The sequence below is a fragment of the Serratia sp. OLAL2 genome (genome assembly GCF_002752475.1).
Lineage (GTDB): Bacteria > Pseudomonadota > Gammaproteobacteria > Enterobacterales > Enterobacteriaceae > Serratia > Serratia bockelmannii.
Map to the genome: position 1 here is coordinate 176,177 of NZ_MSTL01000016.1, position 13,682 is coordinate 189,858.

The following is a 13,682-nucleotide window of genomic DNA, read 5'->3' on the forward strand; positions in this document are numbered from 1 at the left end:
ATTATTTGGCGTTAGAACGGTAAGTCTCAATCAGTTCGATAAAGTGATCGAACAGCGGCGCGGCGTCGTGCGGGCCTGGGCTGGCTTCCGGGTGCCCCTGGAAGCTGAACGCCGCCTTGTCGGTGCGGTGAATGCCCTGCACCGTGTGGTCGAACAGCGATTTGTGCGTCACGCGCAGATTCGCCGGCAGGTTGTTTTCATCTACCGCAAAGCCGTGGTTCTGCGCGGTGATCATCACGGTGTTGTTGTCCAGATCCTTCACCGGGTGGTTGCCGCCGTGGTGGCCGAGCTTCATCTTCATGGTTTTCGCCCCGCTGGCCAGCGCCAGCAGCTGGTGACCCAGACAGATGCCGAACACCGGAATGTCGGTTTCCAGGAACTGTTTGATGGCGGCGATGGCGTAGTCGCACGGCTCCGGGTCGCCCGGGCCGTTGGACAGGAAGATGCCGTCCGGATTCATTTTCAGCACTTCGTCGGCTGGGGTCTGCGCCGGCACCACGGTCAGGCGGCAGCCGCGATCCACCAGCATGCGCAAGATGTTGCGCTTGGCGCCGTAGTCGTAAGCCACCACGTGGAACGGCAGTTCCGCGGCGGTTTTGGCTTCCGGCAGATCGCCTTCAAGCGTCCAGCTGCCTTGCTGCCAGCTGTAGGCCTCTTGAGTGGTGACCTCTTTCGCCAAATCCATGCCCTTCAACCCCGGGAAGCCTTGCGCCTTGGCCAGGGCCAGCGCGGCGTCCGGCGAATCGGCGGCAACGATGCAGCCGTTCTGGGCGCCTTTTTCGCGCAGCAGGCGGGTCAATTTACGGGTATCGATATCGGCGATCGCCACGATGTTGTGACGCTTGAGGTAGTCGGACAGGCTTTCTTCACTGCGGTAGTTGCTGGCGATCAGCGGGAGGTCACGAATGACGAGGCCTTGGGCGTGTACTGCGGAGGATTCTTCGTCGGAAGCATTGGTGCCGACATTGCCGATATGAGGATAAGTAAGAGTAACGATCTGGCGGGAATAGGAAGGATCAGTGAGGATTTCTTGATAACCGGTCATCGACGTATTGAAGACCACTTCCCCCACTGCCGTTCCCTCTGCCCCGATGGCCCGACCGTGGAATTGGGTTCCGTCTTCCAGAACCAATAGCGCTGACTTTATCAAAACATCCTCCGAGGAATAATCAATCACAATATTTGCATATTAATTCAGATATCGCGATCTAAATCAATGCAAAAACCGTCCGCGAGGCCAATTTTTGGCAAATTGGGCGCATTTTAATGATGAGTGCCTGGCTTGTCTACCCAAACTGCCAATTTTTGTTTTATTTTTGCAGTTCTCGGCGCTCATGTGCCGTGAGCGGCGATAAAAACACAGAAAACCGGGGCTAGGAAACGGTTGCGGGGAAGAATGACGGAAAACGCGGCCAGAATGGGACGAAAAAGACGCTAAAAAAGCTGTAAGCGGAAAAAACGGAGGTAATCAGCAGGATAAACACACAAAAACAACCACTTCAATGACAAAGTAAACAAAACATAATATTTATCATGTTAAAAAAAAGGACAATAAAATTATTGCCCTATTATCATAGCATTATGATCAACACAACCACATCACGATGGTATTCAATTTAGTTATATCTGGTCCAAACTTAGCACATCGCGCATATCAAACAGGCCTTTATCCCGGTTATGCAACCAGGAAGCCGCGCGCACCGCGCCGCTGGCAAAAGTCATACGGCTTGAGGCCTTATGGGTGATTTCCACCCGTTCACCGATGTCGGCGAACATCGCGGTGTGCTCGCCGACGATGTCGCCGGCGCGAATGGTGGCAAAGCCGATGCTTTTCGGATCGCGTTCGCCGGTATGGCCTTCGCGCGCATAGACCGCACAGCTTTTCAGATCGCGCCCCAGCGCGCCGGCGATCGCTTCGCCCATGGCCAACGCCGTGCCCGACGGCGCATCCACTTTGTGGCGATGGTGCGCCTCAACGATTTCGATATCGGTATAGTCGCCCATCACCTGCGCGGCCTTCTCAAGCAGTTTCAGCACCAGGTTGACGCCGACGCTGAAGTTGGCGGCGAACACGATGCCGATATGCTGCGCCGCATCGCGGATCGCCTGCTTGCCGGCGTCATCAAAGCCGGTGGTACCAATCACCATCGCCTTATGGTGCGCCACGCAAAATTCCAGGTAGCCCAGGGTGCTTTCAGGGCGGGTGAAGTCGATCAGAATGTCGAACTCGCTCGCCACGTTATCCAGACTGTCGCTCACCTTGACGCCCAGCACGCCGATGCCCGCCAGCTCGCCGGCGTCGACGCCGATCAGGCTTGAACCCGGGCGCGACAGCGCCGCTCCCAACACCACGCCTTCCGCCTGCTGCACCGCCTGGATCAACTGACGGCCCATCCGGCCGCCGGCGCCCGCAATCGCAATGCGGATTTGTGAATCACTCATGCTTGCTCTCTTCTTGTTTTGACGCCTATCCCATTAGGCTATCGATTCAGGGTAACCGTCCCACTTCAGCGTCGCCAGAGGATTCATTTCATAATTAGAAAATTATGATATTCCCCCGCTTTCATCAGCGGCGCTGTCGTGAGATTAACATTCAACCGATTTGGCGGCCTGCGACGATTGTACATAATCATGCAGTTTCCATGGCAAGAAAATGCAGAAAAAAGGCGCCGAAAACGGCGCCTGGGGAAAGGAACACTGCGAGGTCAGGCGGTAATGGCGGCCACTTCGTTGGCGATCGCCGTGAGCGCATCGTGGCGGGCATAGTCCTCACGCACCAGCGCTGCGCGTTGCCGATAGATCGGCTGCTGCAGAATACGCGACGCCGCCGCCAGGATCTGTTCTGCGCTCGGCGTGCTGGTGTGCAGACTGATGCCGCAGCCGGCGGCCACCACGCGCGCGGCCGCCTCCAGCTTGTCCTCGCCGGTGCCGGCGACAATCAGCGGCACGCCGCTGTCCAGCGCATAGTTGATCGAGCCGTAACCGCCGTTGGTGATCAGCAGCGCCGCCTGCGGTAACCAGTGTTCGAAGGAGATGAACGCCCGCACTCGGGCGTTGTCCGGCAACGCGTCCATCAGCCCTTCGGTCGCTCGCCCGCCGGTGGTGGCCAACACCCGCACCGGCAGATGCGCCAGCGCCTGCAGCGTCGGCACGATCAGCTGATGCAGATCGACATTGGCCAGCGTGCCCTGAGACACGATCACCAGCGGCCGACGATCGTCCTCCTCCCACAGCGCCTCTTCCGCGGCCGGTTGACCACCGCTGCGCAGCGGCCCGACGAAGCGCACACCGCTCGGCAGGTCGTCGCGCTCATATTCCAGCGCCGTGGTGGCCAACTGCAGGAAACGCTCGCAGCCGCCGATCAGCGCATCGGTAAACGGGCGATTCAGCGGCCGCCCGCCCGCTTGCACCAGCGCGGCATCAAAGCTTTGCTGCACCTCATCAAGCAACACCCGCGTCGCTTCATCCACCAATTGCTCGCGGGTCAGCGCCCGCGGCAGCAGCGCCGGCGGGATGCGCGGGCCATAGAAAATGGCGTCGCGCGAAGAATACGACAGCGGCGTGACGCCGATCCCGAAGACCGGCGGCCGTTCGGCGGACTGCAGCAGCGGCAGCACGCCGTAGAAGCAGTTCTCCACCATCAGCAGATCGGTCTTTTCGGCGGCGATGGCCGCACGCAGCTGACGATCCAACAGTGGGATCGGCGCGGCGAAGAAATCTTTCAGCGCCAGCGCCATCTGCGCATTGCCCGGCGGCAGCGCGGCGCGCTCGGGGAAATGCGCCTCCAGGTGGCGATAGTCGAAATCCACCTGCGCGTCGAACGGCACGAAGCTCGCCCCAGCCGCTTCGGCGCGTTCGCGGAACAGCGCGCCGGTCATCACCCGCACCTGATGCCCTTGGGCAACCAGGTGGCGAGCGATGGCCAACATCGGGTAGACGTGCCCCGGAGTGGCGACCGCCGCCATCAGTATCCTTGCCATAATGCTCCTTTACGCTTCTGCGTTGGCCGGCTTAAGCGCCAGATTGGCGCACACCGGGTTGCTCTGAATATGCACGCGCTGCAAATGACGCGCGGAACGGGCAGTAAAGCCCTCACGGCCGTGCAGCAGCGAGAAATTGTCCGCCACCACCACGTCGCCCTGTTGCCACTGATGGGCATAATAGTGCCGCGGATCGTACAGGTGCTGCTGCAGAGTGTGATGGAACTGTTCCTGCTGTTGTTCCGGCACGCCGTGATATTCCAGCGCATGCTGGTTGAGGAATTTTTTCCCCTCCGTCGGCGGTTCATTGTAGCGCATGATCAAGCCCCTGCCGTTCGGGTGCTGCACCACCAACGGCGAACAGACTTCTCCGCCGTAATGCACCACCTGCTTGATGCGGTAGGTGATCGACACCGACAGCCACTGATCCAGCAACGCTTCGTCCGCATTGGCCAGCAGCCGCGTGGTATCGACGAAGGTAGTGCACCCGCCTTCGTCCTGCGACGGCGCCGCCACGCAGTGGAACAGCTGGAACTCGGGGATGGTCGGCTTATACATGCCATCCCAATGCAGCGGGACGTAGCTGCTGTCGAAAATATGATCCTTGGCGTCAGGATGTTCCTTCACGTCCAGCACCGCGCCGAACGGCCACATCATGATCTCGCCCCACTGCTCGGCGTAGCGCGTCAGAACCTCCCCATCGCTGAAACCGGAGTCGAATCCGCGCAGCACCAGCAAGTGGTGCTCCTGCGCCAGCGCTCGCAGCGCCGCCACCGGTAGCTCGCCGATCTTTTGCCCCGGATGCTGCGGCGTCAGGATCGCGCCGAACGGGGTATTCGGTTGGATATGGCAATTAAGCGGTTGGTTGTTCATCAGTATTCTCCTTGCATCGAATGTGCTGCTCACACGGCAACGTGCCGTCAAAAACGCGCCCGTCAGGATTTCGGGCGCAAAAGCATGCAGCGGCCTCAGGCCATCTGCGGTTGTTCGATCAGGTAATGGCTCGGCGTGCCGCGGATCTCTACCAGCTCGCCGTCCAGGCTCTGCGCGTCTTTACGTTTCATCAGCACGAACTGGCCGTTCACGTTGGCTGCCACGCCGTGCCACGGCGTCAGCCAGTCGTCTTTGGTCGGCATCATGTGGATACCCATTTTCAGACTGTCGACCGGCTGCGGGTGAATCGACAGACGGATCGCCGCCGGGAAGTGCTGCGCCAGCAGATTGCCCCAGGCCCAGCTGCGCTGGATCACGCCGCAAGCGCGCTGTTTGGCGTCTTTCTGCAGCGCGGCGTTGGAACCGCTGTAGCCCGGCAGTTGGCTGTCTTCATACAGGAAGCGCGTGATGGCGCGGTACAGCAAGAGGCCCTGTTCGTCCTGCATCAGTTGCTGTTTGATCGCCTCTTCCGATTCGGCATAGCCCTCCACCAACAATCGGCGCAGCAGATCATAATCATCGGTATGCTCCGCCAGGCCTTTGACATCGCCGAGGTTGAACACGCTCAGGTATGTCGCGCCCACTTCATGCAGCAGGCTTTCAATCTCGCGCTGATAGTGGTTGATCGCGTCGTCGCTGACGCGGATCAGATCGCCGAACACGTGACCGTCGGAGCAGATAACGATATGCGCCCCCGGCGGGTAATAGAGCTGAATGCGCTGGCACAGCGAGTTGAGGAAGATCAGCGACAGCCGCTCCGCCATGTCCGGCACCGCACCGATCACCTTGTTGGTGTTGGGCGACTTGGTCGGGAAGGCCGGCAGCACGAATTCGATACGTTGCTCGTTTTCGATGAATGCCCGAATACGCGGCAATTGCACCTGAGTGACCCGCCGTTCTTCTTCGGCGATCGAGGTGTCGTCGCCGGGGAAACGGCGGCGGTATTGCAATAATTCACGTAGGATCTTTAACGATATTTCTTCTTTCTGAGCGCTGTCCACAATGAGCTCCTGTTGCGATGTGGCGCGGGTGTATTATTGATAAGCGCAATAAGATTTATCAAAAAGAGAAAAAATCTCTGCAAAATAATAATCAGCCCGGCGTTTATATGCTTCAGGCAATATAGAAGAGATGGTGCTATATTATTAGCCCGTATAATTCACAATCTTGGTTAAGTTGTGCTTAACAAACTATGAGCAATATTTTAAAACGCATGGCCATTTTCTCAAAAGTGGTCGATTGCGGCGCATTCAGCATGGCGGCAAAAGAATTGGGCATGACGACCTCCGCCGTCAGCCAACATATTCGCCAGCTGGAGGAACATCTGGGCATTCAATTACTGTTGCGATCGACGCGTTCATTGAGTCTGACCGAAGCAGGATTGTGTTTTTATGAAGATTGCCTGCTGATGATCCACGCAGCCGAACGTGGCCAACAACGGATCGCCGCGCTGCGTGGCGAGCTGGTCGGCGAACTGCGTGTCGCCACCTCCACTGAATTCGCCACCCACTATCTGGTGCCGGCGCTGCAAAGCTTCCTCGATGAACACCCGCAGCTTACGCTGCGACTGGAAATCCACGATGAGAAGATAGACCTCATCACGCAACGCATCGATCTGGCGATACGTGGCGGCGTGCTGGCCGACTCCAGCTACGTTTCCACGCGGCTGGCGCGCTGCCGTGAAGTGTTATGCGCCTCACCGGCCTACCTGGCACACCACGGCGTGCCGGATTCACCGCAGGCGCTGAGCCATCACCACTGGGTCACCTTTACACCGCTCGGCAACCCGCAGTTTGTCCGTCTTATCCATCGCGACGGCGGCGAACACCGCATGCGTATGACGGGGCGTTTGTTCACCAACAGCGGTATGGCGATGAAAGAGTTGGCGCTGACCGGCAAGGGGATCATTCGCAATTTCTTCGCCAACGTTGAACGTGAATTGCGCAGCGGTGAGCTGATTGAAATATTGCCTGATTGGCGGTTACCGGAAATTAATTGCTATGCCATTATGCCGCGCAGGGAGATCCAGCCATTAAAAGTCAGACGGTTGCTGGAACATATGAAACTCTATTTGCAGGAGAAGGGATTAACGGCCGTAGAACATATTCGACAGGAATAAAATAAGAAACATCTGCAACATCCATTATTGTAATTATTGTAATCACTTTGCCAACACCGGGCCTCATTTAGATTGCAGCCTAATGATATTCTGATTAATGACTTTTCGCCAGCCTTTATAATTAAATACACCGCCGTTATTTCAAATACTCAGAATAAATTTGACTTTAGTTAGCAGAAAATTTGAATATGCATGGCATGTTATTTTTAACGCGGCACGATTCCAAAAAAAACGGGAAGCCTAAGCTCCCCGCAGTCATCCGCCGGCGCATGTCAGTCAATCTGACGAACGTCCACCCGCAGCTCTTTAGGCACTTCAAACACGATGTTCTCTTCACGCCCGCTGATTTCATGCACGTCCAGGCCGCCCAGCGCTTTCAGGCGAGAAATCACCTCCTGCACCAGCACGTCCGGTGCCGAGGCGCCGGCGGTAACGCCGATATTGCGCGCTTCGCTCAGCCAGCTCTCCTGAATATCCGCCGCCGAATCGATCAGATAAGCCGGTTTGCCCACGCGCTGCGCCAGTTCAGCCAGACGGTTAGAGTTGGAAGAGTTCTTTGACCCCACCACCAGCACCACATCCGCATCGCCTGCCAGGTTACGCACCGCTTCCTGACGGTTGGTGGTGGCGTAGCAAATGTCATCCTTACGCGGACCGATAATGCTCGGGAAGCGCTGACGCAGCGCGTCAATCACGTCCGAGGTATCATCAACCGACAGCGTGGTCTGCGTCATGAAGCACAGATTGCTTTCGTCTTTCACCTGCAGCTTCCACACGTCTTCCGGCGATTCGACCAGGTACATGCCGCCCTTCGGGTTGCTGTACTGGCCCATGGTGCCTTCCACCTCCGGATGACCGGCATGGCCAATCAGAATCGCTTCGGTGCCGCGGCGGCTGGCGCGCGCCACTTCCATATGCACCTTGGTCACCAATGGGCAAGTGGCGTCGAACAACATGGTCAGATCGCGCGCCTTGGCTTCGGCGCGTACCGCCTGAGACACGCCGTGCGCCGAGAAGATCAGGATAGAACCGTCCGGCACTTCGGCGATCTCTTCGATAAACACGGCGCCCCGCTCACGCAGGCTGTCAACCACGTAGCGGTTGTGCACCACTTCATGCCGTACGTAGATCGGCGCGCCATACAGCTCCAGCGCACGTTCCACGATGCTGATCGCACGATCAACCCCGGCGCAGAAGCCACGCGGGTTAGCCAGCAATATTTGCATGCGTCTCCTCCTGCTGCGGATCGATCTCCAGCACTTCAATGTCGAAGGTCACCGGATGGCCCGCCAGCGGATGGTTGAAATCGACGGTGATTGAATCCTCCGCCACCGCGCGCACCACGCCCGGCATTTCGCTGCCGTCGATGGCGGTAAACAGCATGATGGTACCCACGTCCGGCACGCCGGTTTCCGCGAAGTCGCGGCGCGAGAAGAACTGGACCAGATCCGGGTTCTCCGCGCCGAACGCCGCTTCCGGCTGCAGGGTAAAGGCACACTTGTCGCCCGCTCGCAGGCCGAGCAGTTGCGCTTCCAGCGGCGCCGACAGGCTGCCGTCACCCAGACGGAACAGCGCCGGTTTGCCGCTGCTGCGGGTAGATTCGGCGGTAGAACCGTCTTCCAGTTTCAGCGTAAAGTGAACCAGCACTGCGCTGTCACTGATAACCTGAGCCGTCATATTACTCACCTTTACTCTTTGCGCCTTTGTTCGCCGGCGACAGGAAACCTTCCAGCACGATCATCGCCGCACCCACGCAGATAAAGCTGTCCGCCAGATTGAAGGTCGGGTAGTGCCAGTCACCGACGTAGAAGTCGATGAAATCGACCACAAAACCGTGCCACAGGCGATCGAACAGGTTGCCCAACGCCCCACCGATGATGAAGGCGTAGGCGATGTTGTTCAGCTTCTGCTGCGCCGCGCTGCGGTACATCATCACCAGCAGCACCGCGACGATGGCGATGGCGATGCCGGCGAAGAACCAGCGCTGCCAACCGCCGTGATCGGCCAGGAAGCTGAACGCAGCGCCGTAGTTGCGCGCGTAAAACAGGTTGAACGACGGGATCAACGGCTGGGACTGGCCCAGCGTAAAGTTAGCGAGGATCCACTGCTTGCTGCCGAAATCCAGCGCCAGCACCGCCACTACAACCCACAGCCAACGCAGGCCGGTCGAACAAATTGGTTTACTCATCAGGCGCGAGTTCTCAGGCAAAGTTACGCTTCTCGCCGTCACCGGCGACGTTGCTCACACAGCGGCCGCAGATGTCTGCGTGCTCCGCCACCAGACCGATATCGGTGGTGTAATGCCAGCAGCGCGGGCACTTCTCACCTGGCGCCGTGCTGAAGGCGATCTTCAGCCCTTTCAGCAGCTCGGAGGCCTGCGCGTCGGCCGGCGCATCCGCCAATGGCGCAACGCTTGCCGCGGAGGTCAGCAGCACAAAGCGTAGCTCATCCTGCAGGCTGTTCAGGCGAGCCGCTAGCTCGCTGTCGGCATACAGCGTCACCGCCGCTTCCAGCGAACCACCGAGGCGTTTGTCGGCACGCGCCTGCTCCAGCACCTTGTTCACTTCGCCGCGCACTTTCAGCAGCTCAGCCCAGAAAGCGTCGTTCATCGGCTCGCCTTCCGCCAGCCCGAACAGGCCGTCGTACCACTCTTCGGTGAACACGTACTGCGCGCGTTTGCCCGGCATGAAGCCCCAGATCTCGTCTGCGGTGAACGACATGATCGGCGCCATCCAGCGCACCAGCGCTTCCACGATGTGATACAGCGCGGTCTGGCAGCTGCGGCGGGCGACGCTGTCGCTCTTGGCGGTGTACTGGCGATCCTTGATGATATCCAGGTAGAAGGAGCCCATCTCGACCGAACAGAACTGCATCAGACGCTGCACCACTTCATGGAAATCGTAGTTGGCGTAAGCCTGTTCGATATCCTGCTGCGCCGCCAGCGCGCGGCCGACCGCCCAGCGATCCAGCACCACCATGTCTTCAGGCGCCACGCAGTCGGTGCTCGGCTCGAACCCGTTCAGGTTGGCCAGCAGGAAGCGCGCGGTGTTGCGGATGCGGCGGTAAGAGTCGGCGGAACGCTTGAGGATCTCGTCGGATACCGCGATCTCGCCGGTGTAATCGGTCGACGCCACCCACAGACGCAGAATGTCGCCGCCGAGCTTGTTCATCACGTCCTGCGGGCTGACGGTGTTGCCGATCGACTTGGACATCTTGCGGCCCTGGCCGTCGACGGTGAAGCCGTGAGTCAGCACTTCCTTGTAAGGCGCCTTGCCCTTCATCGCGGTGGAGATCATCAGCGATGACATGAACCAGCCGCGGTGTTGGTCGGAGCCCTCCAGATACATGTCGGCGCCGTGGCCGATGAATTCAGGGCGCACATCGACAACAGAGGCGTGGGTAGAACCGGAATCGAACCACACGTCCAGCGTATCCGGCACTTTCACGTAGTCGGCGGCTTCCGCGCCGAGGATGTCGGCCGCGTCCAGATCCCACCAGGCCTGAATGCCGTCTTGCTCGACGCGCTTGGCCACTTCTTCCATCAGCTCAACGGTGCGCGGGTGCAGCTGCTCGGTCTCTTTGTGCACGAACAGCGACATCGGTACGCCCCAGGTGCGCTGACGCGAGATGCACCAGTCCGGGCGGTTGGCCACCATCATTTCGATGCGCGCCTGGCCCCAATCCGGGATCCACTGCACGCCCTTGATCTCTTCCAGCGACTGCTGACGCAGGCCTTTCTGATCCATGCTGATGAACCATTGCGGCGTGGCGCGGAAGATGATTGGCGTCTTGTGGCGCCAACAGCACGGATAGCTGTGCAGGAACTTCTCGACGTGCAGCAACGCGCCTTTGTCACGCAGCAGATCGACGATCAGATCGTTAGCCTTGAAAACAAACTTGCCGTCCAGTAGCGGGTAAGTGCCGGTCAGGTAGCAGCCGTTCGGCCCTACCGGGTTGGCCACTTCCAGGCCGTATTTCTGGCCGATCACGAAGTCGTCCGGGCCGTGGCCTGGCGCGGTGTGCACCGCACCGGTACCGGCGTCCAGCGTCACGTGCTCGCCGAGGATCGCTGGCACGTCGAAGTCCATGAACGGATGTTTGAAGCGCAACAGCTCCAGATCGGCGCCTTTGCAGCTGCCCAGCACCGTCCACTCGGTGATGCCGGCGCGTTTCATCACGCTTTCCACCAGTTCGGCCACCAGGATCAGGCACTGGCCGTCAACCTGCACCAGTTGATAGGTGAAGTCCGGGTGCAGCGAGATCGCCCGGTTGGCCGGCAGGGTCCACGGGGTGGTGGTCCAGATAACCAGCGAGATGGCGCCGTTGAAGTGGCTCACGCCAAACTTGGCCGCCACGGCAGCCGCGTCGGCCGCATGGAAGGTCACGTCGATCGACGGCGAAGTCTTGTCGTAGTACTCCACTTCCGCTTCCGCCAGCGATGAGCCGCAGTCGGTGCACCAGTGAACCGGCTTGGCGCCTTTCAGCAGGTGGCCGTTGCTGATGATCTTGCCCAGCGCGCGGATAATGTTAGCTTCGGTTTTGAAATCCATGGTCAGGTAGGGACGATCCCAGTCGCCCAGCACGCCCAGGCGGATGAAGTCCTTCTTCTGACCTTCAACCTGCTCGGCCGCGTACTCGCGGCACTTCTGGCGGAACTCGGCCGCCGTCAGCTTCTCGCCCGGTTTGCCGTACAGCTGTTCCACCTTCAGTTCGATCGGCAGGCCGTGGCAATCCCAACCCGGCACATAAGGCGAGTCGAAGCCGGCCATCCCTTTCGACTTGATGATAATGTCTTTGAGAATCTTGTTAACCGAGTGACCAATGTGAATGCTGCCGTTCGCATACGGAGGGCCGTCATGCAAAATGAAGGTTTTTTTGCCCTTTTTGGCAGTACGAATAATCCCGTACAGATCCTGTTCATACCAACGTTGCAGCATGCCAGGTTCGCGCTTGGCGAGATCGCCGCGCATCGGGAACCCTGTTTCCGGCAAGTTCAGGGTATTCTTGTAGTCACTCATTAGATTCTCGGTTCCGTTTTCGGCTATAGAGATTAAACCGGTGTCTGTAGCCCGAAGAACTTCCGGGCCGTCACCACATCATTGGCGATTTGCTGCTTCAGGGCATCGAGCGAAGCAAACCGTTGTTCATTGCGCAATTTTGCGCGGAGCACCACCTCAATATGGCGCCCGTAAAGATCCATTGTGACATCCAGCAGATGCACTTCCAGCTGCTGGCGCACGCCGGCGACGGTCGGACGCGTGCCGATGTTGGCCACGCCCGGCAGCGGCTGCGGCCCCAGGCCGTACACCTCCACCGCATACACCCCTTTCACCGGCGCCACCAGGCGCTTGAGCGGCAGGTTGGCGGTCGGGAAGCCGATGGTGCGGCCCAGCTCATCGCCGTGCACCACGCGCCCGGAGATGCTGTACGGGTGGCCCAGCAGGGTCTCTGCCAGCGGCAGATCGTCCTCGCTCAGCGCGGTGCGGATCGCGGTGCTGCTGATGCGCCGCTCGCCTTCGCGGAAGGTCGGGGTACTGACCACGTCGAAGCCGTACTCTTTTCCGGCCTGCTGCAATAGCGGAAAATCGCCCTGACGCCCGGCGCCAAAGCGAAAATCATCCCCCACCATCAGGAATTTGACGCCCAGTTTTTCCACCAGCAGCTCGGCGACGAACGCCTGCGCGGTGTTGGCGGCGAAACGCGGATCGAACTTGACGCACAGCAGGTAATCGACGCCCGCCTGCGCCAGGTAGTTGGCCTTGTCGCGCAGGCGCGTCAAACGGGCCGGCGCCTTGTCTGCGGCGAACATCTCCAGCGGCTGCGGCTCAAAGATCATGACCATCACCGGCAGCCCGAGGCGTTGCCCTTGTTGCTTCAACTGCTCCAGCAACGCCTGATGACCGCGATGTACGCCGTCGAAGTTGCCGATGGTGAGCACGCAACCATGGTGGCGCGCCCGGATATTGTGAATGCCGCGAATTAGCTCCATAGCTGGCTCAAAACAGTGGAAATCGGCGGATTATACCTTGTACAGCCGGTAAGGTTAACCCGCGATTGGTGCCTTTATGTAATAGACATACCATACCGGAGATAATCTGCGCGTGAAACGGCTTCGCCGCAGTTTATCCGGCGCCACCGGGCCGATTCTCGACCGCGGCCAACGGCTTGCGTCCGCCGCGGCAAAACATTGGCGAATTTTCTCGCGAAACACTGTATTCCCAAGAGCGAAGCTGGTAAAATCCTGCGCCATCACAACGTAGCGAGTGCCGCCTGTACAAACGGCGCTTATTTGCACAAATCCATTGACAAACGAAGGCTAAAAGGGCATATTCCTCGGCCTTTGAATTGTCCTCAATAGAATATATTTGGGAGTTGGACCTTGGCTAATATCAAATCAGCTAAGAAACGCGCCGTACAGTCTGAGAAACGCCGCAAGCATAACGCAAGCCGTCGCTCAATGGTGCGTACCTTCATCAAGAAGGTAGACGCAGCTATCGCAGCTGGCGACAAAGAAGCAGCACAAAATGCATTCCTGGTAATGCAGCCACTGGTGGACCGTCAGGCAGCTAAAGGCCTGATCCACAAAAACAAAGCAGCGCGTCATAAGTCAAACCTGACTGCACGCATCAACGCAATGCAGTAAGCATTTC

Annotated in this window: 12 protein-coding genes; 2 read left to right on the top strand and 10 right to left on the bottom strand. The window is 58.9% G+C overall.

Translation table 11 applies throughout. The annotated features are described in order from the left end of the window. Position 1 precedes the first annotated feature (1 nt). The 5 genes from carA to pvcA all read right to left on the bottom strand — a co-directional run bounded on the left by carA (position 2) and on the right by pvcA (position 5,914). Positions 2–1,150, bottom strand: coding sequence for a glutamine-hydrolyzing carbamoyl-phosphate synthase small subunit (carA, locus tag BVU99_RS09665; protein WP_071826157.1), 1,149 nt, complete (start codon positions 1,148–1,150; stop codon positions 2–4). A gap of 470 nt (positions 1,151–1,620) precedes the next feature. Then, positions 1,621–2,442: a 4-hydroxy-tetrahydrodipicolinate reductase gene (gene dapB, locus BVU99_RS09670; protein ID WP_099816588.1), complete on the bottom strand. Its 822-nt coding sequence runs from the start codon at positions 2,440–2,442 to the stop codon at positions 1,621–1,623. 263 nt (positions 2,443–2,705) lie between these two features. Continuing rightward, positions 2,706–3,965, bottom strand: coding sequence for a nucleotide disphospho-sugar-binding domain-containing protein (locus BVU99_RS09675; RefSeq protein WP_099816589.1), 1,260 nt, complete (start codon positions 3,963–3,965; stop codon positions 2,706–2,708). A gap of 24 nt (positions 3,966–3,989) precedes the next feature. Further along, on the bottom strand, positions 3,990–4,853 hold the full coding sequence (locus BVU99_RS09680) for a TauD/TfdA family dioxygenase (RefSeq protein WP_049207249.1): 864 nt from the start codon (positions 4,851–4,853) through the stop codon (positions 3,990–3,992). A gap of 95 nt (positions 4,854–4,948) precedes the next feature. Continuing rightward, positions 4,949–5,914, bottom strand: a complete 966-nt coding sequence (pvcA, locus tag BVU99_RS09685) for an L-tyrosine isonitrile synthase (RefSeq protein ID WP_025301528.1) — start codon at positions 5,912–5,914, stop codon at positions 4,949–4,951. A gap of 212 nt (positions 5,915–6,126) precedes the next feature. On the opposite strand from pvcA, the gene BVU99_RS09690 reads away from it, so the two are divergent. Continuing rightward, positions 6,127–7,032, top strand: coding sequence for a LysR family transcriptional regulator (locus BVU99_RS09690; protein ID WP_225735560.1), 906 nt, complete (start codon positions 6,127–6,129; stop codon positions 7,030–7,032). A gap of 272 nt (positions 7,033–7,304) precedes the next feature. Here the strand turns inward: BVU99_RS09690 and ispH are convergent, their stop codons facing one another. The 5 genes from ispH to ribF are packed head-to-tail and all read right to left on the bottom strand — an operon-like array spanning position 7,305 to position 13,021. Beyond that, positions 7,305–8,258 (bottom strand): 4-hydroxy-3-methylbut-2-enyl diphosphate reductase, encoded by a 954-nt coding sequence (gene ispH, locus BVU99_RS09695; RefSeq protein WP_025301526.1) that lies wholly within the window; start codon positions 8,256–8,258, stop codon positions 7,305–7,307. Further along, positions 8,239–8,709 carry an FKBP-type peptidyl-prolyl cis-trans isomerase gene (gene fkpB / locus BVU99_RS09700; RefSeq protein WP_049272801.1) on the bottom strand — a complete coding sequence of 157 codons (471 nt, stop codon included), beginning with the start codon at positions 8,707–8,709 and terminating at the stop codon, positions 8,239–8,241. Before fkpB ends, ispH begins: the two co-directional genes overlap by 20 nt. 1 nt (position 8,710) lies before the next feature. After that, positions 8,711–9,220, bottom strand: a complete 510-nt coding sequence (lspA, locus tag BVU99_RS09705) for a signal peptidase II (RefSeq protein WP_025301524.1) — start codon at positions 9,218–9,220, stop codon at positions 8,711–8,713. A gap of 13 nt (positions 9,221–9,233) precedes the next feature. Then, positions 9,234–12,050, bottom strand: coding sequence for an isoleucine--tRNA ligase (ileS, locus tag BVU99_RS09710; RefSeq protein WP_099816590.1), 2,817 nt, complete (start codon positions 12,048–12,050; stop codon positions 9,234–9,236). Positions 12,051–12,082: 32 nt separating this feature from the next. Next, positions 12,083–13,021 (bottom strand): bifunctional riboflavin kinase/FAD synthetase, encoded by a 939-nt coding sequence (gene ribF / locus BVU99_RS09715; protein ID WP_025301522.1) that lies wholly within the window; start codon positions 13,019–13,021, stop codon positions 12,083–12,085. A gap of 390 nt (positions 13,022–13,411) precedes the next feature. Between ribF and rpsT the strand changes: the two genes are divergently transcribed. Then, positions 13,412–13,675, top strand: a complete 264-nt coding sequence (rpsT, locus tag BVU99_RS09720) for a 30S ribosomal protein S20 (protein WP_004932960.1) — start codon at positions 13,412–13,414, stop codon at positions 13,673–13,675. Positions 13,676–13,682: the final 7 nt, after the last annotated feature.

Bases quoted from the DNA above. Each gene is read 5' to 3' on its own strand.
- dapB (WP_099816588.1), bottom strand. From the start codon at position 2,442: ATGAGTGATTCACAAATCCGCATTGCGATTGCGGGCGCCGGCGGCCGG.
- BVU99_RS09675 (WP_099816589.1), bottom strand. From the start codon at position 3,965: ATGGCGGCGGTCGCCACTCCGGGGCACGTCTACCCGATGTTGGCCATC.
- BVU99_RS09680 (WP_049207249.1), bottom strand. From the start codon at position 4,853: ATGAACAACCAACCGCTTAATTGCCATATCCAACCGAATACCCCGTTC.
- BVU99_RS09690 (WP_225735560.1), top strand. From the start codon at position 6,127: ATGGCCATTTTCTCAAAAGTGGTCGATTGCGGCGCATTCAGCATGGCG.
- ispH (WP_025301526.1), bottom strand. From the start codon at position 8,258: ATGCAAATATTGCTGGCTAACCCGCGTGGCTTCTGCGCCGGGGTTGAT.
- fkpB (WP_049272801.1), bottom strand. From the start codon at position 8,709: ATGACGGCTCAGGTTATCAGTGACAGCGCAGTGCTGGTTCACTTTACG.
- lspA (WP_025301524.1), bottom strand. From the start codon at position 9,220: ATGAGTAAACCAATTTGTTCGACCGGCCTGCGTTGGCTGTGGGTTGTA.
- ileS (WP_099816590.1), bottom strand. From the start codon at position 12,050: ATGAGTGACTACAAGAATACCCTGAACTTGCCGGAAACAGGGTTCCCG.
- ribF (WP_025301522.1), bottom strand. From the start codon at position 13,021: ATGGAGCTAATTCGCGGCATTCACAATATCCGGGCGCGCCACCATGGT.